Here is a 23638-nt window from a genome sequence, read left to right on the forward strand (position 1 = left end):
AATTCGCACGCTTTTCCCGTCACCCCTTTCTTATATGCGCGACGAGATGCCTTCTTTCGGAAATCACTAATGTGCGGGCAGCCGCGAATAGGCAGTCCATTGTTAAAGCGATAGGCAAGAAAGGGATCGCACGAATTCGATCCGTGCTCGGCGTCATCATTCCAATTGACCGACATGTCTAGGTTCGGCGACATTATAGTTATCCTGAAGGGCGCTTTCTAAGTGACGGACGGCGATTGCCGCAGCTGCGCCAAGGCCGGATCGTGGATTTCCTCGGCGATATTTATCATCCCAAACCATTCGTCGTTTTCGATCCATTCGCCGGATAACTTGCGCCTGCGAAGGTTTCTGTAGCGGTCTTTCATTATCTCGGAGGGATGGTAGGCGCGTCCAAGGCTGTCATGGACAGTCTCTGTGGTGCGCGCCCTACGCAACGCGGCATTGGTCTCCTTAAGGCGTTCGGCTTGCGTCTCGGAAGCAGCGGTCTTGTAGGGCCGCTGTCCAGCAGCAAGGCGTGTCGGAGCCTCTGAACCCCTAAGCGGCGTTCCCACTTCGTCGACAGCGCGCTTGCCGCGAACGAATTTCTCAGAGACCGTTGGTGTCTTTGCCGTGACGCGGGTTGTGGACGTAAGGACATAGCGTTTCGACGTCCTTGATAGCCCAGCCTTTTCGAGTTCGCTCGGTGAAAGCTTTCGATATTCAGCGGGCGAGGCCGAAGCATGTATCTTCGTAAGCTTGCGGGCGCGGTTTTCCGACCGGCCGGACGAAGTGAAACTGCGGAAGAGCGATCTAGCGCCCGAGCCGAGTCTATTGATCCAATCTGAAAAGGGGTTCCGCGCCATTGCTCGACCCCTCAGCCGTCAATGCAAATGATATTCAGATCAGGAAATGCACGACGCGTTGCGGCTGCGGCGTCATGAGCAAAGCTACCGCGAATTTTTAATTGTCGAATATCGACGCCTCTCGCGCGTAGGGTCCGAATGGATTGATTGCACTTGTTAAGCCATCCATGCAGCTCCAGCATTGAGACTATGTTGGTCTCAAAATCGAGATCGGCATATGGGTATTGCGCCCTTTTATGCTTGCGCCCGCCTGCAAATCGCATTATATTCTTGTTTGGCATCTGATCGCCCTATCTGATGTTCTCAATTTCTAAATCGGATGCTGCATACGCCTTGGCCGGGTACGCAGCATCTAGCGAAATTAATAAGCCGTCGGAGAGTAATCCGGCGGCTTATTTGTTTATGCAGCTTTGTCTTCGGCCGCGGTGTCGTCCGAGAGATCAATATGGTCTTGTTCAAGTTGGGATTTTCTCGGGCCAGGACTATATCCGAGCGGTCGACCTACTGACGCAACGGGTTTGAAGTCTGGACATTTCCTCCGCTGTTTCAAAGCCGATAGCACTAGGTCGCGCACCATCGCAGAGAGGGAGATACCTTCGCGTTGGGCCATGGCTCTTACAGCATCATCAATCTCGAAGGGGAAATGCGTCATGACCGGTCGTTGCGTCTTTGCCATAATTTCCTCTCAGCATGTTGGAGCACCGTCTGTAACATCTTGCACATATGCTGAGGCTATTTACAATACCGGCCGCGTTACTTTTTGATGGAAATGTCAAGGACGGCGCAAATCACATTTCCGTGATCGCACGCCTCGCTCAGGCCGTCAGGGACAAACCGCAGCAAAGTCAACGCACTACGTCGGAGCATCTGCGCGCCTACGCGATCATGATCTACCGTAACGATGGTTTGTCAGATGACCATCGTAAATAACAATGGATCTGGCTGCCTCTTTGGCCAGTATAAGACATTTGTTGCGACGCTATAATGCTTCCGTCTCTAAGTCCTTACGCCAGCAACTCTGCTTCCGACACAACTCCGCTTAACTCATTACGTTCGCTATGTTCGCTTGTGGTCACTATGATCAGTACGATTACTATTATCATGAAAGATCGCTATCATTACTTATGTTCGCTAATGATCGCTGCTTACAATGATCCGCTAGGTTCGTTAAGCTCCCACGTTTCGTACAGTAAGAACGTTCTGAAAGTCCGAATGTCGTCCACCTTGTAACGATCGCTTGCGTGCTTATCGAAGATAGAGATAAGCAGGCGCGAGAGCGTGGGCGTGATAGGGGGACGTACAAAATATGGACCCCTGTACCCCCCCATATCCCCCCGCAAGCAAAAAGCGGAGAAGGGTGCAGTTTTGGACAAAAGGGAACCGATGAATATGAAGGATGCGGAGACGACGCCCCCCAATTTGTCACGTCGCGACCTTATAAAGGCAACGGCCCTCACCGCTACGCTTGCGGCGACAGGCGCGCCGATTGGGGATCTGGCGGCGCAGGAACAGCCGCATAATAAAGGCTCGGAGATCGTCAAAGGCATTGTTTTCGAGACATCGCTGGGGCTGGTCCAGAGGCCTGCGGGCGATGCGGGGATTGGCGGCGTTCTCGTCTCGAATGGACGCGATGTCGCGCGCACCGGGCCGGACGGGCGCTACAGCCTCCCCATCGAAAATGGGATGGCGGTCTTCGTAATCAAGCCTGCCGGCTATGCGGTTCCGCTCGAGCCGGTGACGCGGCTGCCGCGTTTTTCCTATATCTATCAGCCGGACGGAACGCCTGTTGAACTGGGTCTGCTCTATCCCGGCCTTTCGCCGACCGGCCCTTTGCCTGAGTCCGTCGATTTCGGGCTTATCAAGACGGAAGAGCCGGCAAGCTTCGATGTCGTGCTGTTCACCGATCCGCAGCCTGAAAGCCAGGCCGAAGTCGATTTCATCCGCGACGATGTCGTCAACGGTCTGATCGGCGTCAAAGCCGCCTTCGGACTTACCGCGGGCGACCTGATGTTCGACGATCTCTCATTTTATGATCGCTATAATAAGATCATCGCGCAGATCGGTCTGCCTTGGTGGAATATCGGCGGCAACCATGACTTGAATTTTGAAGCGCCTGACGCCCGCTATAGCCGCGAAACGTTCAAGCGTATTTTCGGCGCAAATTATTATGCGTTCGAATATGGGAAGGCCCTGTTCCTGATGCTGGACAATGTCGATTATCTCGGCGGGGATCCGGCCAAACTCCATAGCAAGGCGCGTATCGGGGACGCATTGGCGAGCGGCAGCTCGCTTTCGTCGCCAACGTGCTGCAACAGACCCCCGCCGACCGGCTGATCGTCATCGTCATGCATATTCCGCTGGAGACCTATCTCGACAAGGACCCGGCGCAGAACACCAGCGATGCGGCTGCTCTTCTTGCGCTGCTCGGCGATCGGCCGGCCGTCAGTTTCGCCGGCCACACCCATACGACGGAACATCATTATCTCACGCGCGATGGCCTCGCGCCGCATCATCATCATGTACTGACGGCGGTGTCCGGCTCATGGTGGAGCGGACCCGCCGACCGGCGCGGCATAGCGACAGCCGACAGTCGCGACGGCAGTCCGAATGGATTCCATATCCTCTCGATCGATGGAACTCATTACGCTACGCGGTTTGTCCCGGCGAACGAACCGAACGGGCGCCAGATTCGATTGAGCCTCGACGCCGAATTCCATCGCGAAAAGGAGATCTTTCGCGATTTTCGAATGGGACAATTGCTCGGTTCGCCGCTGCCGAAAGAGAGCGTCGGCGCCACGACTCTCGTCGTGAATTTCTTCGATGGCGGGCCAAAAACCAAAGTCGATTTTCGCATTGGCAATGGCGAGGCCAGACCCATGAAGCTTGAAAGGCGAACCGACCCGTTTATCGAGGAGGTCTATGGCCGCAATGCTGCGACGATCAAGCCCTGGGTGAAGCCCGAACCGTCCTCGCATATCTGGACCGCGCGCCTGCCGGCCGATCTCGAGTCAGGCGCCTACAGCATCAACGTGCATGTTGTCGATGAATATGGCCGCAACCATTATGACCATCTCGTCTTGGAGGTGACGGGGTAACGTGGATTGGTCGACTGCGTGCAGCGGGGATAGAAAGAGAATTCGATTAGATTATTTGGAGTTGTCAATGAAATGCGCAGAAAATTTTGACCGAGATGAATTACTTGGAGTGATGGGGCATTATAAATATCAAACAAATTTGACTAAACAACTTGATACTATTTACAATGATAAATTTGATCAAAATATAGTAAATGAAATCGTCCTGTGGAAGATCAACAGATACGCGCGGCTGTCTGAAGGCGCTTTAAAATCACTAAATGCTCTAAAAAACTTACCTCTGGGGGCTCATCGCGAAGCTCGTCTGCCCCTTGAACAGTTAATGGATCATTCAGGCATCGATCTTCCAATGGCGTCGACCCTTCTTCGATTCAGAAACCCGCAAGCTTTTCAGATAATTGATCGCCGCGCATATAGAGCGATATTTTGCGTGCCTTATCCACTACATTCGACGACGCCAATAATTAAAAAAATTGATACATACTTCGCCTATCTCGAAAAAGTAATAAAACTATCAATTTCTAAAAATTTAGACTTTCAGATAATTGACAGAATTTTATACCAATTGGATAAGGATAATAATGGAACTTTAAGTTCGGCAAAAACTGAAAAATATCCCCGGCGCGAATAACTTCATTGGCCCCGCTTGACGCTGGTTGCGAAGCGCACCGCTTCCTCGGCGGCGCGAAACAAAGCTTGCGCCTTGTTGACGCATTCGCGCTGCTCGTAGGCGGGAACGCTATCATAGACGATTCCAGCCCCGGCCTGGACATGCATGACTCCGTCCTTGACGATCGACGTGCGCAAGATGATGCATGTGTCCATCTCGCCCGAAGCGCCGAAATAGCCGATGCAGCCGCCATAGACGCCGCGCTTATCGGCCTCGAGTTCGTCGATGATCTCCATCGCCCGGACTTTTGGCGCGCCGGAGACCGTGCCGGCGGGAAAGCCGGCGCATAGCGCATCGATGACGTCATGCTCCAGATCAAGGCTGCCTTCGACGTTCGAGACGATGTGCATGACATGGCTGTAGCGCTCGATGGCGAATTTCTCCGTCACCTCCACCGAGCCGATCTTCGCAACGCGGCCGACGTCATTGCGGCCAAGATCGAGCAGCATCAAATGCTCGGCGCATTCCTTTTCATCGGCAAGGAGGTCCGACGCCAAGGCATCATCCTCGGCCTTCGTCTTGCCGCGCCAGCGCGTGCCCGCGATCGGCCGGATGGTGACTTTTCCATCGCGGACGCGAACCAGAATTTCAGGGCTCGAGCAGACGATCTGGAACGGCCCGAAGTCGAGATAGCAAAGAAACGGCGAAGGATTGACCCGCCGCAACGCGCGATAGAGCGAAAAAGCGGGCAGGGCGAAGGGCGCCGAAAAACGCTGAGACAATACCACCTGAAAAATATCGCCGGCGCGAATATATTCCTTGGCGCGCTCGACCATCTCGTGGAAGCGCATTTCCTCCGTATTGGAGCGCGGCGGGATCGCCGCCAGATAAGGATCGGCGGCAAGCGCTTCTCGCGCCAGCGGTCCTTCGAGCGTCGCCGTGATTGCTTCAATCCGCTCCATCGCGCGATCATAGGCATCGGCGAAGGGCGCGCCCTGCGTCGGGCGCAACGGCGTCACGACGAAAATTTCCTCTTTGACCGCGTCAAAAACGACCATCACCGTCGGGCGCAGCATCATGGCGTCCGGGACGCCGATGGGATCGGGCTTCGGAGCGTCGAGACGCTCCATCTGGCGCGCCATATCATAGCCGAGATAGCCGAAGACGCCCGCAGCCATTGGCGGCAAGTCTTCCGGCATCTCAATCCGCGACTCGGCGATCAGCGCGCGCAGCGATTTCAGCGGGGCCTCCGCGCAGGGAGAAAAATCATGCGGATCAGAAAGCGCGCGGCGATTGATTTCCGCCTTGTCGCCCTGGGCGCGCCAGAGAATGTCGGGGTCGAGGCCGATCATCGAGTAGCGGCCTCGCGCCGCGCCGCCTTCGACCGACTCGAGCAGAAATATGCGGCCCTTTCGGCCCGCGGACAGTTTCAGAAATGCTGATACCGGCGTTTCGAGATCGGCGATAAGGCGGGTCGAGACAAGGCCGGTCTTGCCCGCCTCGTAGTTCCGCGCGGAAATCTCGAAAGCATTCCCGTTCATCGGGTCTGTCTTAATATGCATCGGGCGCGGCGCCAGCGGCGGCGGAGAAAGCCTGCATATTAAGTTTCACCCCGAGATCGGTTTCGAGCTTGGTCAGATATTGCGCGAGAAGATCGTCGGCATAACCGTTTTTGATCTCGCCCCCTATCGCCGCAAGGCTCGGGTCGGAGAAGTCTACGGGTGGCGTCACCGCGTCGATGACCTGAAAAATCAGACGGCCGCCATCGTCCATTCGCGCCGAGCCAACGCCGCGCGGGCCGACATTGAAGACCTGGGCGATGGCGTTGCTCGGCAGATCCTTGGAGCCGGTCCGTTTGACGGCGCTGGCGTGCTTGATCTCGACATTGCCTTCGGCCGCGGCGATGGCGGCAATTGATTCGCCAGCATCGAGGCGCTTTGTTGCGTCCATGCTCTTGGCCGACAAAAGCCTCGCGGTCTCATCATCGCGCCAGGCTTTTTCGACTTCGGGCCGCGCCTCATCGAAGGTCTTTTGACGCGCCTTGTCGATTTTCGTGACTTCAAACCACTGATAGCCGCCTTCGGGCAGTTTCAGCGTGTCATTGTCCACTCCGATATCGGAGGCGAATGCCGCCTTCAGCAAAGCCGGAGCGTTGGTCAGATCGGCGATCGGCGCCCCTTGCGGGTCCTTGCCGGCCGCGTCTACCGCGGCGATCTGCCGCGCATCGAGACCGACGCTTGCCGCCGCTTCGGTCAGGGACTTGCCGGACGCGCGCTGATCCTCGATCGCATCGTGCAGCCGCGTCACTTCGTCTTTCGCGCGCTGAAGCGCGATCTCGCGCTTGAGGTCCGCTTCGACTTCGGAAAACGGCTTCACGCTCGACGGCTCGATCTTGGTGACGCGGACGAGCATCGTGCCGAAGCTAGCCTTGACCGGCTCGCTGACGCCCCCTTCGGGCAGCGAAAAGGCGGCGTCGGCGACATTCTTGTCGACCAGCCCCTCGCGCGTCACGGTTCCGAGACTGGCGTCCTGCGGCGTCAAATTCGAGGCTTTTAGAAGATCGTCGAAGGTCGCGCCGGCATCGAGTTTTGCGCGGGCCTCTCTGGCTTTCGCCTCATCGTTAAAAAAGATCTGCTCGACGGCTCGCTTTTCCGGCGTCCCGAAACGTTGCGTCTTGACTTCGTCGTAGCGCTTCTGGGCGTCCGCGTCGGAGACGTCATCGGGCTTGGCGATCGTCGCTGGCGTCAAAGATAAAGTCACGAGACTGCGATATTCGGGCGTCGCGTAAATTTGTTTGCGATCATCGAAGTATTTCTGCAGCTGCTCCTGGGGCGGCGGCGCAATGTCTCCTGCGCTGGAGGCAGGCAAGACAAAATAATCGATGCTGCGGGTCTCCGATTGAAAGCGATGAATGGCCTCCAGCATCGCCTTCGGTAAATCGACGCCTTGGATCATCGCATCGGTGATTTCATGCCGCAAATAGACGCCGCGCTGGTCGCTTACATATGCTTTTTCGGTGAGGCCATTGTCGCGCAGCAGCTCTTCAAACCGGGTTTGATCGAATTGACCCGTGGCGCCGTGGAACGACGGATCGGCGCTGATCAACTTGGCGATCTGCTGATCGCTGATGGCGAGGCCGAGCGCCTGCGCCTGTTGATCGAGCGCCGCCTCATTGACTAGGCGAGAAAGAACTTGCCGATCGAGACCGAACCGCCGCGCCTCTTCGCTGGAGATGCTGCGCTTTGCCCGTTGCTGCAACCGCTGGAGCTCGTTCTGATAGGCATTGCGGAAGGCGTCGGTCGTGATTTCCGCGCTCCCGACTTGCGCCAGTTTGTTGGCGCCGAAGCCGCGAAAAATATCGCCGATGCCCCAGATTGCAAAGCTCATGATGATCAGACCCATCACGATCGCCATGATGGTGCGGCCGATCCAGCCTTGTGTTGCGGCGCGCATGGCTTCCAACATATCTGGCCTATCTCTCTTCAGGGTTGTGGCCAAGCTAGGGCCGGGCGTTTATAAATTCGGGGGACTATAAGAAGGGCCGCGCGCGCATGCAACGCATGGGCAGCAGCCAAAATCGGAAACATTTCGATGGCAGACAGACAAGGCCAGCTCCGACCGCGCCCGCTCATCGCCGGAAACTGGAAGATGAACGGTCTGCGCAAAGACCTCGACGAAGCGAAAAAGATTTGTGCGGCCGCGGCCAAAGGCGGCGCGGGCAGGGCGGAGATCGCAATCTGCTTGCCGGCGACTTTGCTCATGGCCGCCGCCGCAATCTGCGAAAACTCGCCGGTCGCGCTCGGCGGTCAGGATTGCCGCGCCGAGGAGAACGGCCCCTACACCGGCGACATTTCCCCCGAGATGCTGAAGGATGCAGGCGGGGCGTATGTGATTCTCGGCCATTCGGAGCGCCGCGCCGCTTATGGCGAGACGAATGAACTCATACGCGCCAAAGCCAAAGGCGCCTTGCGGGCGGGGTTGTCCGCGATCATTTGCGTCGGCGAAACTAAAGCCGAACGGGACGCTCGCGACGCTTTGCCCGTAATCGGGGCGCAAATGGCGGGTTCGATACCGGAAAATGCGCCTCCCGGGCGCATCGTCATCGCCTATGAGCCGATATGGGCGATCGGCAGCGGCTTGACGCCGACCGGCGAGGAGATCGCAGAGATGCATCGCTTCATTCGGGAGCGCGCCAACGCGGATCTCTCCGGGCAAGGCGACAAAATACGGATTCTTTATGGGGGGTCGGTCAAACCCAAGAATGCGGCCGAATTGATGGCCATTGATGACGTCGATGGCGCTCTCGTGGGAGGAGCCAGCCTGACGGCCGCTGATTTCATGGCGATTGCGGGCGTTTTCCGCGAGAGCGGCAGCGTGCGATAGAGAAAAACCGGTTTTTCCGCTTTATTCACTAGCCCTCAAGGCTTCGCGCGGTGTAAGAACCCGTTTCGGAGCGCCTCATTTTTCGCGCGGCTCGTGTTTTAGTTGCGACGCCGCAGCCGATGCCCTTGCGCTCCGAGATCGGATTGCGTTCTCCCTTTTGCATTATATGTAAGGGCGAAGGTATTTCGAAACGGGCCAGAAGCTAGAGAGATTCTGTTTATGCAGTCGGTGTTGATCGTCATTCACCTCATGATCGTGGTTGCGCTTGTCGTGACCGTGCTTTTGCAACGCTCGGAAGGCGGCGCGCTCGGCGTTGGCGGCGGCGGCGGCTTCATGACCGGACGCGGACAGGCCAATGTCTTGACGCGCGCGACGGCTATTTTGGCTGCGCTGTTTTTCGCAACGAGCCTTGGCATGACCATTCTCGCCAAGTGGAATCAGGCGCCTGCATCGATTTTGCAAAGCGTCGCGCCAGCGAAAACAAATGGCCCCGCTCCGGCGGGGCAGGGGACCGGCGGCAATTTGTTGCTTGACCAGCTGAAGAAGATGGAAGATGCGCGCCCGGCTCCGGCTCAGCCCGCGCCTTCAGAGGCGCCAGTCGCCCCCGCGCCGAATTAGAAGCGACTTCATTTCGAGGCGAGGCCGAGGCCGGTTCCGCAGCGGAAAATTTGCGAATGAATTGAGACATTTCAGCTTGGCGGACCGAGCCGGCTCGCGCATTGCCTAATTTGCGGGCGCCGCACGTGGCGCTAATTAGCTGTGGATGGAAACCGGGGGAGCCTCAATCGCTCCTCCAACCCAGTGGAAACCAGATAAAAATTGAGGCCCATGGCGCGGTACATCTTCATCACCGGCGGCGTGGTGTCATCGCTTGGCAAAGGGCTCGCTTCAGCGGCGCTTGGAGCCCTGCTGAAGGCGCGCGGCTACACCGTCCGGTTGCGTAAGCTCGACCCGTATCTGAACATTGATCCGGGAACGATGAGCCCTTATCAGCACGGCGAAGTCTTCGTCACCGACGACGGCGCCGAAACCGATCTCGACCTTGGCCATTACGAGCGCTTCACCGGGCGCCCCGCCTCGCGCGACGATAACGTCACGACCGGTCGGATCTATCAGGAAATCATCGCCAAAGAGCGGCGCGGCGATTATCTCGGCGCCACCGTCCAGGTCATTCCGCACGTCACCAACGCCATCAAGGATTTTATTCTCCAGGGCAATGAGGGCGTCGACTTCGTTTTGGTCGAAATCGGCGGCACGGTCGGCGATATCGAGGGCCTTCCTTTTTTCGAGGCGATTCGTCAGCTTGGCAATGATTTGCCCCGTTCGCATGCGATCTACATCCATCTGACGCTGTTGCCTTTTATCGCCAGCGCGGGCGAACTCAAGACCAAGCCGACCCAGCATTCCGTCAAGGAATTGCGTTCGATCGGCATTCAGCCGCACATTCTGCTTTGCCGGACCGATCGCGAAATTCCGCGCGAGGAGCGCCGCAAGCTGGGCCTTTTCTGCAATGTCCGCGAAAGCGCCGTGATCGAAGCGCGGGATGTCGCCTCGATCTATGACGCCCCGCGCGCCTATCATGCGGCCGGGCTCGACCAGGAGGTTCTCGCGGCGTTCGGCATCGAGCCCGCGCCAAAACCTGATCTTAGCCGCTGGAATGCGGTGATGGAGCGGGTTCATAACCCCGAAGGCGAAGTGACGATTGCGATCGTCGGCAAATATACCGGACTGAAGGATGCCTATAAGTCGCTGATCGAGGCTTTGACCCATGGCGGCATCGCCAACGGCGTCAAGGTGCGGATCGATTGGATCGAGTCAGAAATCTTCGAAAGCGACGATCCCGCCACTTACCTTGGCCATGTGCACGGAATTCTCGTTCCGGGCGGCTTCGGCCACCGCGGAGCCGAGGGGAAAATCCTTGCGGCGCGATTCGCGCGCCAACGCAAAGTGCCCTATTTCGGAATCTGTTTCGGCATGCAGATGGCGGTGATCGAAGCCGCGCGGTCATTGGCCGGCGTGACTGACGCAAACTCCACTGAATTTGGTCCGACGCGCGAGCCCGTCGTGGGGCTGATGACCGAATGGATGCGCGGCAATGAATTGGAAATCCGCGCCGCCGAGGGCGATCTTGGCGGGACGATGCGCCTTGGCGCCTACCGCGCGGTGCTGGCCCCCGGCTCCAAAATTGCGGGCATCTATGGCGCAACCGAGATTTCGGAGCGGCACCGGCATCGCTTTGAGGTCAATACGGCCTATCGGGAAAAGCTCGCCGAAAAGGGCCTGATCTTCGCCGGCCTTTCCCCGGATGGGCTTTTGCCCGAGACCATCGAACTCAAAGACCATCCCTGGTTCATCGGCGTCCAATTTCACCCGGAGCTCAAATCGCGCCCCTTCGATCCCCATCCGCTGTTTGCGAGTTTCATCGCCGCCGCGCTCGAACAATCGCGGCTGGTCTGATCGCCGTGCAAACGGGGATCAACTTGCGGCGCCTCGCTTGAGCGCGAAAGTCCAAAGCGCTAGCTTGTTCGTACAATAGAAATTCTTCAGACGATCGGAGCCATACATGGAATTGCGCCGTCTTGGCCAAACTGACCTGCTTGTTTCGGCGCTCTGCCTCGGAACCATGACCTGGGGCCAGCAGAACACCGAAGCCGAAGGCCACGCGCAGATGGACTATGCGCTGAACCGAGGGATCAATTTTTTTGATACGGCGGAAGCCTATGCGATCCCTCCGCGCGCAGAAACCCAAGGCTCGACGGAGCGCATAATCGGAACATGGTTCAAGGCGCGCAAGAACCGGGACAAAGTGATTCTCGCGTCGAAGGTCGTCGGGCGCAGTCAGATGAACTGGCTGCGCGGAGGGCCAACTGAGCTCAATCGCAAACACATAACCGCGGCCATCGAGGGCTCGCTCCAGCGGCTGCAGACCGATCATATCGATCTCTATCAATTGCACTGGCCCGATCGCCCGATGGCCTTGTTCGTTGATCAGACCACCACGTTTCGCGACTTGCCGAAGGGTCCTGAAAACTCAATCGAGGAGATCGTCGAAATTCTCGGCGACCTCGTGAAGGCCGGCAAGGTGCGCCATGTCGGCCTCTCCAACGAGACCTCGTGGGGAACCATGCGCTTCGTCAATGCGGCCGAAGCCGGCAAAGGCCCGCGCGTCGCTTCGATTCAAAACGCCTATAATCTCTTGAACCGCACTTTCGAAATCGGCCTTGCCGAAATCGCATTGCGCGAACAGGTCGGGCTGCTTGCCTATTCGCCGTTGGGGCAAGGCTATCTCACCGGCAAATATCAGCGCGGCGCGCGTCCGGCGGGGGCTAGGACGACTCTCTTTGAGCGTGGTCAGCGTTATGAAAAGCCGGGCGTTGAGGAGGCGATCGATACATATTCGGCATTAGCCAAGGAGTTCGGCCTCGATCTGGTGCAGCTGGCTTTGGCTTTCGTGACGACGCGGCCCTTCGTCACCTCAAACATCATTGGCGCGACGACGCTCGAGCAATTGAAGAGCGACATTGATTCAATCGAGGTGAAGATTGCGCCGGACCTTGAAAAACGGATCGACGCCATTCACCACCTTCACGGCAATCTCGCGCCGTAAGTAAAGCTGTAGGTCAGCCGCGCCCGCGATAGGGCGGAACTCCCTGATCAGGAACCCAGGTTCCGGGCGGCAGCTCTCCATGCGCCCAAAACACATCGATCGGAATGCCGCCGCGCGGATACCAATAGCCGCCAATCCTGAACCAGCGCGGCTCGAGCGCGGCGACGAGATCCTTGCCGATCCGTACGGTGCAATCCTCGTGAAAAGCGCCATGATTGCGAAACGAGTTCAAATAGAGCTTGAGCGATTTCGATTCGATGAGCCATGACCCCGGCAAATAGTCGATCACAAGCACCGCGAAATCGGGTTGGCCGGTGACTGGACAGATCGAAGTGAATTCCGGGGCGGTGAAGCGGGCGATATAGGCTTCCCCCTCATGCGGATTTCGCACCCGTTCCAAGGTCGCCTCGTCGGGCGATTGGGGCGCAGCCGCGCTGGCGCCGAGCAGGCTGGTCCCTGTGTGCATTTTGACCATGCGAAGCCTCCAGAAAATAACAATCGCGGCTCGGCCCAAAAGCCTCGACGCCGCGTCAGATGGCGCCACAACGCCTGGAGGGGCTGTAGGCTCGGCGAGGGCAAACTGCAACTGCAAGATCAGGCGACGGGCGCTGAGATCAGCGCGAGGCCATTTTTCGCCATTTGGCTTCAATTCTTGCCGAGATCGCCTTTACCCTTGCCTCCTGCGTGGCCCAGAAAGCCCGGCTCACCGCCGCCGTGCGAATGCGCGGCGCTCGCCTCAGAGCATGGGCGCGAGGCGTGATAATATCGAAGACCATGGGAACCGTGACGCCCGCCGCAAAGGGCGAGCCGATGGCGGCGAGATGCGCACGAGCCCGGCCGCAATAGGAGACCGAAAGCGCCGTCATTTCCTCTTCGCCATGACCGGCGCGATATTTCATCAAGGCGCGGCAGAGATCGCCGTTGGCGAGACGCCAAGCCTCCGCCAAATAAGACACGCCATAGTGAATATTGACCTCGGGCTTGGCCAATTCGGAGAGATTGCCCTTAAATCCCATCATCGCAGCCGTTTCGGGCCGCACCTGCATCAAGCCGATCTCGCCGACTCCGCCTATGGCGGCCGGATCATAGCCGCTTTCGATCGCCGTGACGGCATCGGCTATATCGAGGGGAAGACCCGCTTTTGCGGCTTCGAGTCGCAATAAAATGCGGTAGTTTTGCCGCGCGGGCCAGCTTGCCTCACTCATTAGATCGGCGGCCCGTATGGCGGGCGTTTCTTTGGGTGATTCGGCGCGTTCAGCCTGGTCTTGGGCTTGTCCGGAAAGATTCGGCGGCCTCGCGATTGGCAGCGGCGGATTTTCGAGGGGGAGAGGGGCGCCCGCATAGGCTTCCCCCGCCAAAACCGCGCACAAAACGCCTACTGACGCAAAAGCAGTTTTGCCAGCGGACACTTGACCCTCTCGTTACGAGCTCGGCGATAATAACGTCGAAAGGCTTAACAGGAATTGTCGGAGCGCTAGCTCAAACGGAATTCCCACAACTGCCCTTGGCCAAGCTTACGGGAAACTCTATAGAAAGCACCATCAAGGTTCGGAATTGGATGATTGTCCACATACGTCCTTTTAGCGTCAATTGTCCGCATTATTCGTTTTTATCGTTCAAACCGTGCCTGATAAGGGCTTTTTTCCTCGGGTGCATAGTCGTAAAAGCCTAAATCATTCGCCCCAATCGCAATAGGAGCCTCCATGACCGCGATCATCGACATTGCCGCACGTGAAATCCTGGACAGTCGCGGCAATCCGACCGTCGAAGTCGATGTCACCTTGGAAGATGGCTCCATGGGACGCGCCGCTGTTCCCTCGGGCGCCTCGACCGGAGCGCATGAGGCCGTCGAATTGCGCGACGGCGATAAGGCGCGTTTTGGCGGCAAAGGCGTGTTGAAAGCGGTCGAGAGCGTCAATCGCGATATTTTCGAGGCTCTGAGCGGGTTTGAGGCGGAAGATCAGGGCAAGATCGACGCGACCATGATCGACCTCGACGGGACGCCGAACAAATCCAAGCTCGGCGCCAACGCGATTTTGGGCGTTTCCCTCGCCGTGGCCAAGGCGGCGGCCGATGCTTCAGGCCTGCCGCTTTATCGCTATGTCGGCGGCGTCCAGGCGCATGTGCTTCCGGTGCCGATGATGAACATCATCAATGGCGGCGCGCACGCCGACAATCCGATCGATTTTCAGGAATTCATGATCATGCCGGTCGGCGCCTCATCCTTGAGGGAAGCGGTGCGCTGGGGTTCTGAGGTCTTCCATGTTCTCAAAAGCGCCCTGAAACAGGCTGGCCATAATACCAACGTTGGCGATGAAGGCGGCTTTGCCCCCAATTTGCCCTCCGCCGAGGCTGCGCTTGATTTCGTCGTGAAGGCGATCGAGACCGCCGGTTTCAAAACAGGCCGGGATATCGTTCTGGGTCTTGACTGCGCGGCGACCGAATTCTTCAAAGACGGCGCCTATGTCTATTCCGGCGAGGGCATTACTCGCTCGCCGGATGAGCAGGCGCGTTACCTCGCCAAATTGGCCTCGAGCTACCCGATCGCCACTATCGAGGACGGCATGTCCGAAGACGATTGGTCGGGCTGGAAGATTCTGACGGACCTCATCGGGGCCAAAACGCAACTCGTCGGCGATGATATTTTCGTGACGAATGTCGAGCGGCTCGGCGAAGGCATCAGCAAAGGCATCGCGAATTCGATCCTGGTCAAGGTCAATCAGATCGGCACGCTCAGCGAAACCCTCGCCGCCGTCGATCTGGCTCAGCGCGCCGGCTATACGGCGGTGATGTCGCATCGCTCCGGCGAAACGGAAGATTCAACCATTGCGGATCTCGCCGTCGCCACCAATTGCGGGCAGATCAAGACCGGATCTCTTGCGCGGTCGGATCGGGTTGCGAAATATAATCAGCTGATCCGCATCGAGGAAGAACTCGGCTCGCAAGCGCGCTACGCAGGCCGCGGCGCGTTGAAGGGAAGGGCTTAAGGGCGTCCCTTTTTGCGCCCTGATCGCAGGCGTACTTTGATAACGCCCGAAACCAATCGGCATTTCGTTAACCTTAGTGAAGGCCAATGGACCCTAATATTGCCGCGAACGGGCGACATGATCGAGGCTCGTTAGTCGTTTCGCCATTGCTGCGTCAGCTGCGGAGGAGTTAATGCCGAGAAATTTGGCTAAATCTATCAGGTTCGGTTTGGCTTTGAGCTTTACAGCCGCCGCGTTGGCGACGGCTTCTGTCCCGGCCCAGGCCCAAGATGGGGGCGCGGTCGCCGCCGGCCTTCTCGGCGGCTTGGCTATCGGCGCCATCGCCGGAGGCGCCATCGCCGGCGCTGCGCCGCCGCCGCCTTACGGGCCTTACGGCTATTATGCTCCGGCTTACGCGCCGCCGCCGCCGCGCTGCTGGTGGCAGCCGCAACAGGTGTGGAACGGCTACGCCTATGTCGTTGAGCGCGTCCGCGTTTGCAACTGAGATTCGAATCGGACCGATTTATAAAAATGGGCCGCTTTTGGGCGGCCCATTGCTTTGTCAGGCGATCTCAATCTTCGGCGTAAATGGCGTAAATATTGCGGCTTTTGGTTTCCGGCAGGAAAAGCACGCCGATGACGAAACACGCCGACGCGATGACGATTGGATACCATAGCCCGAAATAAATATCCCCGGTTTGCGCCACCATCGCAAAAGCCGTTGCGGGCAGAAGGCCGCCGAACCAGCCATTGCCGATGTGATAGGGCAGGGACATCGACGTGTAACGAATGCGGGTCGGGAACAGCTCGACGAGCGCGGCCGCGATCGGGCCATAGACCATCGTCACGTATAAAACGAGCACGAACAAAAGCCCGATGATCTTTGCGACTTGCGGCCGGAATACATCGAGCGGGTTGCCCATTTTGACGATGCCCGGATCGGTGTTTTTTGGATAGCCGGCGGCTTGCAGAGCTGCGAGAACCGTCTTGTCGAATTCGGCTTTCGCCGCTTTCGGATCCGCTACTTTCGCGGCGTCGTAGGCGGCGATCTCCTGCGATCCGACCACGATCTTAGCCGGCTCGCCAGCTGGCCCATCTACGCGCGTATATTTAACCGAGCTTTTGGCCAAAAAATCGCGGGCAATATCGCAGGGGGCCGTGAAGACGCGGGTGCCGACTGGATTGAACAGATTGCCGCAGTCTCTAGGATTGGCGACCACGGTGACATTGATGTTTTCCAAGGCCGCTTTAAGCGCAGGGTTGGCGTAGGTGGTGATGCGCTCAAAGATTGGAAAATAGGTCAGCGCGGCGATCAGGCAGCCGAACATTATGATCGGCTTGCGGCCGATCTTGTCCGAAAGCCAGCCGAATACGACGAAAAAGCCTGTGCCGAGAATCAATGCCCACGCGATGAGAAGATTGGCTGTGTAGCCATCGACCTTGAGGATCGATTGCATGAAGAACAGCGCGTAAAACTGCCCTGTGTACCAGACGACGCCCTGTCCCATTGTAAGGCCGAGCAGCGCGAGCAGGGCGATCTTGGCGTTGGACCAATTGCCGAAGGCTTCGCTGAGAGGCGCTTTCGAGCCGGTTCCGTCCTCCTTCATTTTGAGGAAAGCGGGCGATTCGTTCAGTTGCAGGCGAATCCACAATGATACGCCGAGCAGAGCGACCGACACGAGGAAAGGAACGCGCCAGCCGAAGCTCGCGAAATCGGCCTCGCCGTAGATCGTGCGGGTGAACAGGATAACAAGGAGCGATAGAAACAGGCCGAGCGTCGCGGTTGTCTGAATCCACGATGTGTAGAATCCTCTGCGCCTTTGCGGCGCGTGTTCCGCAACATAAGTCGCCGCCCCGCCATATTCGCCGCCAAGGGCGAGCCCCTGCAGCAGCCGAGCCGCGATCAGTATGATCGGCGCGGCGACGCCGATGGAATTATAATTGGGCAACAGGCCGACGACGAAGGTCGAAAGGCCCATGATGAGAATGGTGACGAGAAAGGTGTATTTGCGGCCCACAAGATCGCCGAGCCGGCCGAAGACAAGCGCGCCGAAGGGGCGAACGAGGAAACCCGCAGCGAAGGCGAGCAGGGCGAAAATATCCGCCGTCGCCTTTGGAAACTGACTGAAGAACTGCGCGCCGATGATGCTGGCGAGCGATCCATAGAGATAAAAATCATACCATTCGAAAACTGTGCCGAGCGAGGAGGCGAAAATCACTTTCTTCTCGGCGCCTGTCATTGCCCTCGCGTGGTCGCTTTCCTTCCCCGAAATTGATATTGTCGCCATTTGTTTATCCTGGCTGATGGCTGCCATCGCAGCGGAGCCGTTATTAATAAAGCGGCTTGTCAATAATTAATCATGGCGGCAAGGTGTCAATACTCGAAATTCAACTGAGTCTGTCGCCAAAATGGCTGCGGCCTGGCGCGAGCCTTGATCGTCGCCTGTCAAGACAGGGTTTCGCCAAAGTGATCGACATTTAAAAAGAAGGTCATGACCTTGTCTTAACTGAGGGATCGGCTGGCGCGCGCGCGAAGCGGCGATGCTGGAAAACGCTTCCGCCCTTGCGTTACTTGCAGTCCAAGATAAAACAAATGGTTTCGGAGGTTCTCATGCTACGCCTATCCGCAGCGCCCATCTGGTTCTCGCTTTTTGCGCTGATGTCGCCGGCATCGGCGGTTACAGATGGCGTTCCCAAGCTCGACGTGGCGCAATCATGCCGCGAAGCGCAAAATTTCGGCGGCGAGGATAATAACCTCGCCTACAAAGGCTGCATGCAGGATGAGCAAGACGCGCTGAAGCAGCTCCGCCAGAAATGGTCCAGTTTCAAAGCGGAGGATCGGCGCACCTGCATCGCCCAAGGCATTTCGCCGATGCCGAGCTATGTCGAAATCCTGACTTGCATCGAAATGTATGACGACGCCAGCGTGCTCTATAAGCCGGGTTCAGCGCCTGGCGGGTCGGGATCGGCTCCGGCCAGTTCTCCCGCTATGGTTCCTGACGCAGCCGTCAAATAGGCGGAGCCAAAGACTAAAAACAGAAAAGAGCGAAGATGCATTGGGCATCCTCACTCTTGTCCGGCTTCGTCCTTGACCTATTCTCGCTTTGCCTTCGCAGGCTACGCCGCAATGTGGCGAAAGCGTAGAATTCGGCGTCCTCCCGAGACTTGGACTCATGCGCCGATTTATGGCTGGCACCGTTCTTTCGGCTTAGACATTCTTTAGCTTATGTGTGACGGATTGTCACGCCAATTTAGTTGTAATTTCTCGAAAGAGATTAAAAAAGAGAGAGAGTTTCTCCCGAACCGTCATCGATACCCGTCGATCGCATCAACCTGAATGTGCTATCATGTTTGGGTGGGTCTGGGCGTGGTTAAGGTTTCACCCGAGCTCTATCTTAAGACTTGTTTTCGGCCTGTTTAGGCGCGGATCGCGCCAGGGCCCGCTGAGGCTTGGGGGCGAACCATGACGCAACTTCCGCCGCAGACGCTACCTCAAGGGCAAGACGCCGGGGGCGGCCCCGGCTCGAAGGGATCTGGTCTCGGCGGCCGGATTCGCAATTGGTTTCTAACCGGCGTGGTCGTCGCAGGCCCTCTCGCGGTGACCGCCTATATCGTGTGGTGGTTTATCGACACTGTCGATAATTGGGTCCGCCGCCTCGTTCCAATGAATATTTGGCCGGACACCTATTTGCCGATTCGCCTTCCTGGCCTCGGCGTTATCGTGGCTTTTCTCTCCCTACACTCTGTTGGGTTTTCTCGCAGCCAATCTTGCCGGCCGTAGTTTGCTGAGGCTTGGCGAAGCGATTCTTGCGCGAATGCCAATTGTGAGATCGATCTATAAAAGCGTTAAACAGATTTTCGAGACGATGTTTTCCCAATCGGGAACGGCGTTCCGCAAGGTTGGGCTCGTTGAGTTTCCACACAAAGGATCCTGGTCGATCGTTTTCATCGCGGCGCCTCCCGGCCAGATCATTGGGGAGCATCTTCCCCCGGGCGAGGACTATGTTTCGGTGTTCTTGCCGTGCACGCCAAATCCGACGACGGGATTTTATTTCTTTCTGCCTGCGCGCGAGGTGATCGAAATGCCGCTCAGCCCCGATGCCGCCGCCAAGCTCATCATGTCGTGCGGCGTCATCCAGCCGGACGCGCCGGCGATCATCGCGGCTATGGCGCAGACTCCCGTGCACCAGGCGGCTTAAGCAAGCACAGGGTTCTGGCTCAAGGCGCGCATGCAGGTTTGACCTGTGCCGTCAGGGTGGCTACTAACACTGGCTCCGAGATCCACAGGCCTGCAAGAGACAGGTTGTTCCTTTGTCCGCACCGGATGCGCTATGGCCGTTTACACCGAAGTTCTCGACGCGGATTTGGCCGCATTCCTCGAGGACTATCAGCTTGGCCGCGTCCTTGCGCTGAAAGGTATCGCCGAAGGGGTCGAGAACTCCAATTATTTCCTGCACGTCGACGCCGGTTTTTTCATTCTCACGCTCTATGAAAAGCGAGTCGATGAACAAAGCTTGCCGTTTTTTCTGGGGCTCATGGAGCATCTCGCCGCGCGCGGACTGAACTGCCCGCAACCGGTCAGAATGAAATCTGGCGCAGCGCTTGGAAGGCTGGCGGGGCGTCCGGCGGCGATCGTGACGTTTCTCGAAGGCATCGGGCGCAATCGACCCAATGCCGAATGCTGCGCCACCGTCGGCGGCGCGCTCGCCAAGCTGCATCTTACGGGCGCCGATTTTGCCGGCTCTCGCGCCAACGCCTTGAGCCTCAGCGCATGGCCGGGCCTATTCGCTCAGGTGGGGGCGAGAGCCGATGAAGTTCACCCTGAGCTTGCCGCCGCGATCGCCGCGGAGTTGGCTTTTCTGCAGTCGAACTGGCCGACGGGTTTGCCGCGCGGCGTGATCCACGCCGATCTTTTTCCCGATAATGTTCTCTTCCTCGGCGACGAAATATCGGGGCTCATCGACTTCTATTTCGCCTGCACGGACGATTTCTCCTATGACCTTGCGATCTGCCTCAACGCCTGGTGTTTCGAGGGGGATGGCGCGTTCAACATCACTAAGGCGATCGCCATGTTCGATGCTTACGCAAAGGTGCGTCCGTTGCAGAGAGAGGAAATCGAGGCGATCCCGATCTTCGCTCGCGGCGCCGCCCTGCGCTTTGCGCTGACGCGACTCGTCGACTGGCTGAATGTTCCGGCCGGGGCCTTGGTGCATCCCAAGGATCCGCTCGAATATGTGCGGAAATTGCGCTTCCATCAGAAAATCGCCAGCCCGCGTGAGCTTGGCTTGTTGCGATGAGCCGCGAGGTGACGATCTTTACCGACGGCGCTTGTTCCGGCAATCCGGGTCCGGGCGGCTGGGGCGCAATCCTGACCTTTGGCGATCAGGAAAAGGAGTTGTGCGGGGGCGAGCCCGCGACGACGAACAACCGTATGGAGTTGACCGCCGCGATCATGGCGCTCGAGGCCCTGACGCGTCCTTGCACGGTGCATCTTTATACCGACTCGAATTATCTCAAGGGCGGCATTACAGGCTGGATTGCGGGCTGGAAACGAAATGGCTGGCGCACGGCGGACAAAAAGCCCGTCAAGAATGTCGAGCTGTGGCAAAGGCTGGAGGAGGCGGCGGCGCCTCACGCCATCGATTGGCGCTGGGTGAAGGGCCATGCCGGGCACGATATGAACGAGCGCGCCGATGAGCTCGCGCGCAAAGGCATGGCGCCGTTCCTGCCCGTTCGAGCCGGAGCGGCGCCGAAGTTCGGCTAAGCCGAAAAGTCCCGGTCTTTCGGGAATGAGAATCACGTAGGGCGAGGCGGCGGCGATGCGCTAGAATTGCGCCAGTAGGGCCTCGGCGCTTGACGTTTCGGCGGTGCCCGGCGCAGCTTCGACATTGAGCTTGCGCACCACGCCATCCTCGACAAGCATTGAATAGCGTTGCGATCTGACGCCAAGGCCACGTTCGGAGAGATCGAGCGTCATTCCGATGGCTTTGGCGAAATCGGCGCTGCCATCGGCGAGAAAGGCGATCTTGTCCGCCGCGCCTGTAGCCTTCGCCCAAGCGCTCATGACGAAGACGTCATTGACGCTGGTGACCGCGATCTCGTCGATGCCTTTGAGCTTGAAATCGGCGACCTTGTCGGCAAATCCCGGCAAATGAATATTGCTGCAGGTCGGCGTGAAGGCGCCCGGCACGCCGAGAAGCACAATTTTGCGGCCTTTGAAGATTTGCTCTGTGGTCCGCTTGCTTGGGCCTTCTGGCGTCATGACCGTGAAAGTGGTGTTCGGGATCGCGTCGCCGACTTTAATCGTCATCATTTCCTCCGGGTGATGTATCTCAGCGCAGCTGCTCATGCGGAATGAGCTGCGCTTATTCCGTCTTGGCGGTCGGCGGGGGGCTTGCTAACGGTGTTCGAGAATCGGCCTCGAGATCTATCGCAAACTCGTAGCTTTGGCCCGGCTGCGCCAAAGTTAGAGTTACAGGAACGGCGCCGGCGCTGTCCAGCTTTGGCCGCTCCACTTCGACGATCAGGAATTCGTTCGGCCGGTCGCCTTTTTTTGTCTCGAAATACCAGCCTTCGGGAGCTTCAGCGAATAGGTCGAGCTTTGCGGATTCCGGTTCGCCCGCAACGTGGGCGTCCTCGCGCAAACTCATCCGCCATGTCGGCTTCTCCGCCTGCTCGTCCCGTTTGACGGCGACCTTGGCGTCGCGCTCGGCCGGCGTGAGCCGCAACGGCACTCTCGTCTCCGCCGCCGTGATCGACGTCTGTTGCGGGATGCTTGCGCCTTCGTCGGGGCGCGTAGAAAGCGGCAGCTGAATGTCGGCCGTGACTGGAAGGCAAATCTTGCCGCAGACGGCATATTGCAGGCGTAACGCCAGAAGCGCCGGGCGCGCCGCGTCTTTTACTGTGACGAGCAACGGGAACGTCACTTCGCCGCTATAACCGAACGCATCCAATCCTGCTTCGTCGATGCGCGTCGGAATCGGATAGAGAACCTTTACTCCGGCGATGTTTTCTGAGCTGTCGAACACGAAAACGGGAGCGGCGCCGGCGTCGCCCGGCGTCCGCCAATAAGTGTGCGAGCCGGCATCAAGCCGGACCTCGACGCCGGCCCGGAAGACGCCCTCTACCGGAGCCTGCGCAGCGACGATCAGCCGCGCAGCCGATTTTTTTCCAGTTATCCACGGGCTCGCGTATGGATCTGCGCTTAAATTCGCCACGAACGCCATTCCAAATAACGCTGCGGCGACGAGCGTCGCGCCGCATCTGGCGACCGCCTTGGAAAAATGGAGAGACATTTGCATAGGTGATCTGCGATCGCTGGCTGCTTGAGATCTCAACTTATTTTGCATGTAGGGAAGCCGCAACCTACATTGCAGTGATGAGGCGAGGCGATACATTGGTGAGACTGACGGTGCACGCGACGGAGATTGAACTGAGGCGGCGCAATTTCGGCGGGATGAGGCGGATAAAATGGGATCGATAAAGCCTCCTGAAGGTGAAGGGCGCGGCTGGTGCGGCTATCTTGACGGGCAATTGCTCGTCGCTATGCCCGGCGCGCAGGACAACCGATTTGCCCGTTCGGTGATTTACCTTTGCGCTCATTCCGAAGAGGGGGCGATGGGAATCATCGTCAATCGCCCCGCGCGCAAAGTGACCTTTTCCGAACTTCTGGTTCAACTCGAGGTGATTGGTCCCGACGAGGCGATTCGCTTGCCGGCGCAAGCTGGCGCGGTTCAGGTTCTGAAAGGCGGCCCGGTCGACACGGGCAGGGGCTTTGTTCTCCATTCCAATGATTTTTTTATTGACAATTCGACTTTGCCGATCGATGGCGGCGTATCCTTGACCGCGACGATCGACATTCTGCGCGCCATTGCGCGCGGAGATGGCCCTGACCAAGCGCTTCTTGCATTGGGTTATGCCGGTTGGTCGCCGGGGCAACTCGAAGCCGAGATGCAGCACAATGGCTGGATCAATATTCCTGCCGATCCGGATCTGATTTTCGATCAGGCTTTGGGCTCAAAATATGAGCGCGCGCTGCATAAGGTCGGTATTGATCTTGGGCGGCTGTCATCCGAGGCGGGACACGCCTGAGGCATCGGCCTGCATCGATCACCAGCTCCAGCGTGGAGGGTGCG

24 protein-coding genes are annotated in these 23638 nt (G+C 58.1%); 15 read left to right on the forward strand and 9 right to left on the reverse strand.

Annotated elements, in window-relative coordinates:
* Positions 1-218: 218 nt before the first annotated feature.
* Positions 219-842 (reverse strand): hypothetical protein, encoded by a 624-nt coding sequence (locus WDN46_12970; protein ID MEJ0094305.1) that lies wholly within the window; start codon positions 840-842, stop codon positions 219-221.
* 11 nt (positions 843-853) lie between these two features.
* Positions 854-1105 carry a hypothetical protein gene (locus WDN46_12975; protein MEJ0094306.1) on the reverse strand — a complete coding sequence of 84 codons (252 nt, stop codon included), beginning with the start codon at positions 1103-1105 and terminating at the stop codon, positions 854-856.
* A gap of 1126 nt (positions 1106-2231) precedes the next feature.
* Here WDN46_12975 and WDN46_12980 point away from each other — a divergent pair.
* From WDN46_12980 to WDN46_12990, 3 genes are all read left to right on the forward strand, one after another.
* Positions 2232-3176, forward strand: coding sequence for a metallophosphoesterase N-terminal domain-containing protein (locus tag WDN46_12980; GenBank protein ID MEJ0094307.1), 945 nt, complete (start codon positions 2232-2234; stop codon positions 3174-3176).
* A complete protein-coding gene (locus WDN46_12985) occupies positions 3146-3937 on the forward strand; it encodes a calcineurin-like phosphoesterase C-terminal domain-containing protein (GenBank protein ID MEJ0094308.1) in 792 nt (263 codons plus the stop codon). Before WDN46_12980 ends, WDN46_12985 begins: the two co-directional genes overlap by 31 nt.
* Positions 3938-4004: 67 nt before the next feature.
* Positions 4005-4568, forward strand: a complete 564-nt coding sequence (locus tag WDN46_12990; protein ID MEJ0094309.1) for a hypothetical protein — start codon at positions 4005-4007, stop codon at positions 4566-4568.
* A gap of 2 nt (positions 4569-4570) precedes the next feature.
* Here the strand turns inward: WDN46_12990 and trpE are convergent, their stop codons facing one another.
* On the reverse strand, positions 4571-6088 hold the full coding sequence (gene trpE / locus WDN46_12995) for an anthranilate synthase component I (protein MEJ0094310.1): 1518 nt from the start codon (positions 6086-6088) through the stop codon (positions 4571-4573).
* 10 nt (positions 6089-6098) lie between these two features.
* Positions 6099-8000, reverse strand: a complete 1902-nt coding sequence (locus WDN46_13000) for a SurA N-terminal domain-containing protein (GenBank protein ID MEJ0094311.1) — start codon at positions 7998-8000, stop codon at positions 6099-6101.
* A 138-nt stretch (positions 8001-8138) separates the two neighbouring features.
* Between WDN46_13000 and tpiA the strand changes: the two genes are divergently transcribed.
* From tpiA to WDN46_13020, 4 genes are all read left to right on the forward strand, one after another.
* Positions 8139-8930: a triose-phosphate isomerase gene (gene tpiA, locus WDN46_13005; GenBank protein ID MEJ0094312.1), complete on the forward strand. Its 792-nt coding sequence runs from the start codon at positions 8139-8141 to the stop codon at positions 8928-8930.
* Between the two features lie 219 nt (positions 8931-9149).
* Complete coding sequence (gene secG, locus WDN46_13010; GenBank protein MEJ0094313.1) at positions 9150-9548, forward strand: preprotein translocase subunit SecG; 399 nt, start codon at positions 9150-9152, stop codon at positions 9546-9548.
* Positions 9549-9758: 210 nt separating this feature from the next.
* The gene (locus tag WDN46_13015) at positions 9759-11387 is read left to right on the forward strand and encodes a CTP synthase (GenBank protein MEJ0094314.1); all 1629 of its coding nucleotides are present in this window, start codon (positions 9759-9761) and stop codon (positions 11385-11387) included.
* 106 nt (positions 11388-11493) lie between these two features.
* On the forward strand, positions 11494-12537 hold the full coding sequence (locus WDN46_13020; GenBank protein ID MEJ0094315.1) for an aldo/keto reductase: 1044 nt from the start codon (positions 11494-11496) through the stop codon (positions 12535-12537).
* Between the two features lie 13 nt (positions 12538-12550).
* On the opposite strand, the gene queF is transcribed toward WDN46_13020, so the two are convergent.
* Both queF and WDN46_13030 read right to left on the reverse strand, forming a co-directional pair.
* Positions 12551-13012, reverse strand: a complete 462-nt coding sequence (gene queF / locus WDN46_13025; protein MEJ0094316.1) for a preQ(1) synthase — start codon at positions 13010-13012, stop codon at positions 12551-12553.
* 139 nt (positions 13013-13151) lie between these two features.
* Positions 13152-13907, reverse strand: a complete 756-nt coding sequence (locus tag WDN46_13030) for a transglycosylase SLT domain-containing protein (protein MEJ0094317.1) — start codon at positions 13905-13907, stop codon at positions 13152-13154.
* A 333-nt stretch (positions 13908-14240) separates the two neighbouring features.
* On the opposite strand from WDN46_13030, the gene eno reads away from it, so the two are divergent.
* Together eno and WDN46_13040 are read left to right on the forward strand one after the other, a co-directional pair.
* On the forward strand, positions 14241-15524 hold the full coding sequence (eno, locus tag WDN46_13035) for a phosphopyruvate hydratase (protein MEJ0094318.1): 1284 nt from the start codon (positions 14241-14243) through the stop codon (positions 15522-15524).
* Between the two features lie 184 nt (positions 15525-15708).
* The gene (locus WDN46_13040; GenBank protein ID MEJ0094319.1) at positions 15709-16008 is read left to right on the forward strand and encodes a hypothetical protein; all 300 of its coding nucleotides are present in this window, start codon (positions 15709-15711) and stop codon (positions 16006-16008) included.
* Between the two features lie 67 nt (positions 16009-16075).
* Here WDN46_13040 and WDN46_13045 read toward each other — a convergent pair whose 3' ends face one another.
* Positions 16076-17743, reverse strand: coding sequence for an MFS transporter (locus WDN46_13045; protein ID MEJ0094320.1), 1668 nt, complete (start codon positions 17741-17743; stop codon positions 16076-16078).
* Between the two features lie 371 nt (positions 17744-18114).
* Here WDN46_13045 and WDN46_13050 point away from each other — a divergent pair, with 371 nt between their 5' ends.
* The 5 genes from WDN46_13050 (at position 18115) to rnhA (ending at position 21267) form a co-directional block, all read left to right on the forward strand.
* Positions 18115-18519, forward strand: a complete 405-nt coding sequence (locus tag WDN46_13050; GenBank protein ID MEJ0094321.1) for a hypothetical protein — start codon at positions 18115-18117, stop codon at positions 18517-18519.
* 447 nt (positions 18520-18966) lie between these two features.
* Positions 18967-19284: a hypothetical protein gene (locus WDN46_13055; GenBank protein MEJ0094322.1), complete on the forward strand. Its 318-nt coding sequence runs from the start codon at positions 18967-18969 to the stop codon at positions 19282-19284.
* A 1-nt stretch (position 19285) separates the two neighbouring features.
* The gene (locus tag WDN46_13060) at positions 19286-19702 is read left to right on the forward strand and encodes a DUF502 domain-containing protein (GenBank protein ID MEJ0094323.1); all 417 of its coding nucleotides are present in this window, start codon (positions 19286-19288) and stop codon (positions 19700-19702) included.
* Between the two features lie 132 nt (positions 19703-19834).
* On the forward strand, positions 19835-20800 hold the full coding sequence (thrB, locus tag WDN46_13065; GenBank protein ID MEJ0094324.1) for a homoserine kinase: 966 nt from the start codon (positions 19835-19837) through the stop codon (positions 20798-20800).
* Entirely contained in the window at positions 20797-21267 is a 471-nt protein-coding gene (rnhA, locus tag WDN46_13070) for a ribonuclease HI (GenBank protein MEJ0094325.1), read from the forward strand. The genes thrB and rnhA overlap by 4 nt, the downstream gene beginning before the upstream one ends.
* A 60-nt stretch (positions 21268-21327) precedes the next feature.
* Here rnhA and WDN46_13075 read toward each other — a convergent pair whose 3' ends face one another.
* On the reverse strand, positions 21328-21813 hold the full coding sequence (locus tag WDN46_13075) for a peroxiredoxin (GenBank protein MEJ0094326.1): 486 nt from the start codon (positions 21811-21813) through the stop codon (positions 21328-21330).
* Between the two features lie 55 nt (positions 21814-21868).
* Positions 21869-22804, reverse strand: a complete 936-nt coding sequence (locus WDN46_13080) for a protein-disulfide reductase DsbD domain-containing protein (GenBank protein MEJ0094327.1) — start codon at positions 22802-22804, stop codon at positions 21869-21871.
* A 169-nt stretch (positions 22805-22973) separates the two neighbouring features.
* Here WDN46_13080 and WDN46_13085 point away from each other — a divergent pair, with 169 nt between their 5' ends.
* Positions 22974-23594 carry a YqgE/AlgH family protein gene (locus tag WDN46_13085; protein MEJ0094328.1) on the forward strand — a complete coding sequence of 207 codons (621 nt, stop codon included), beginning with the start codon at positions 22974-22976 and terminating at the stop codon, positions 23592-23594.
* The last annotated feature ends 44 nt before the right edge of the window (positions 23595-23638 follow it).

It is taken from the genome of Methylocella sp. (assembly GCA_037200525.1).
Classification (GTDB): Bacteria; Pseudomonadota; Alphaproteobacteria; order Rhizobiales; family Beijerinckiaceae; genus Methylocapsa.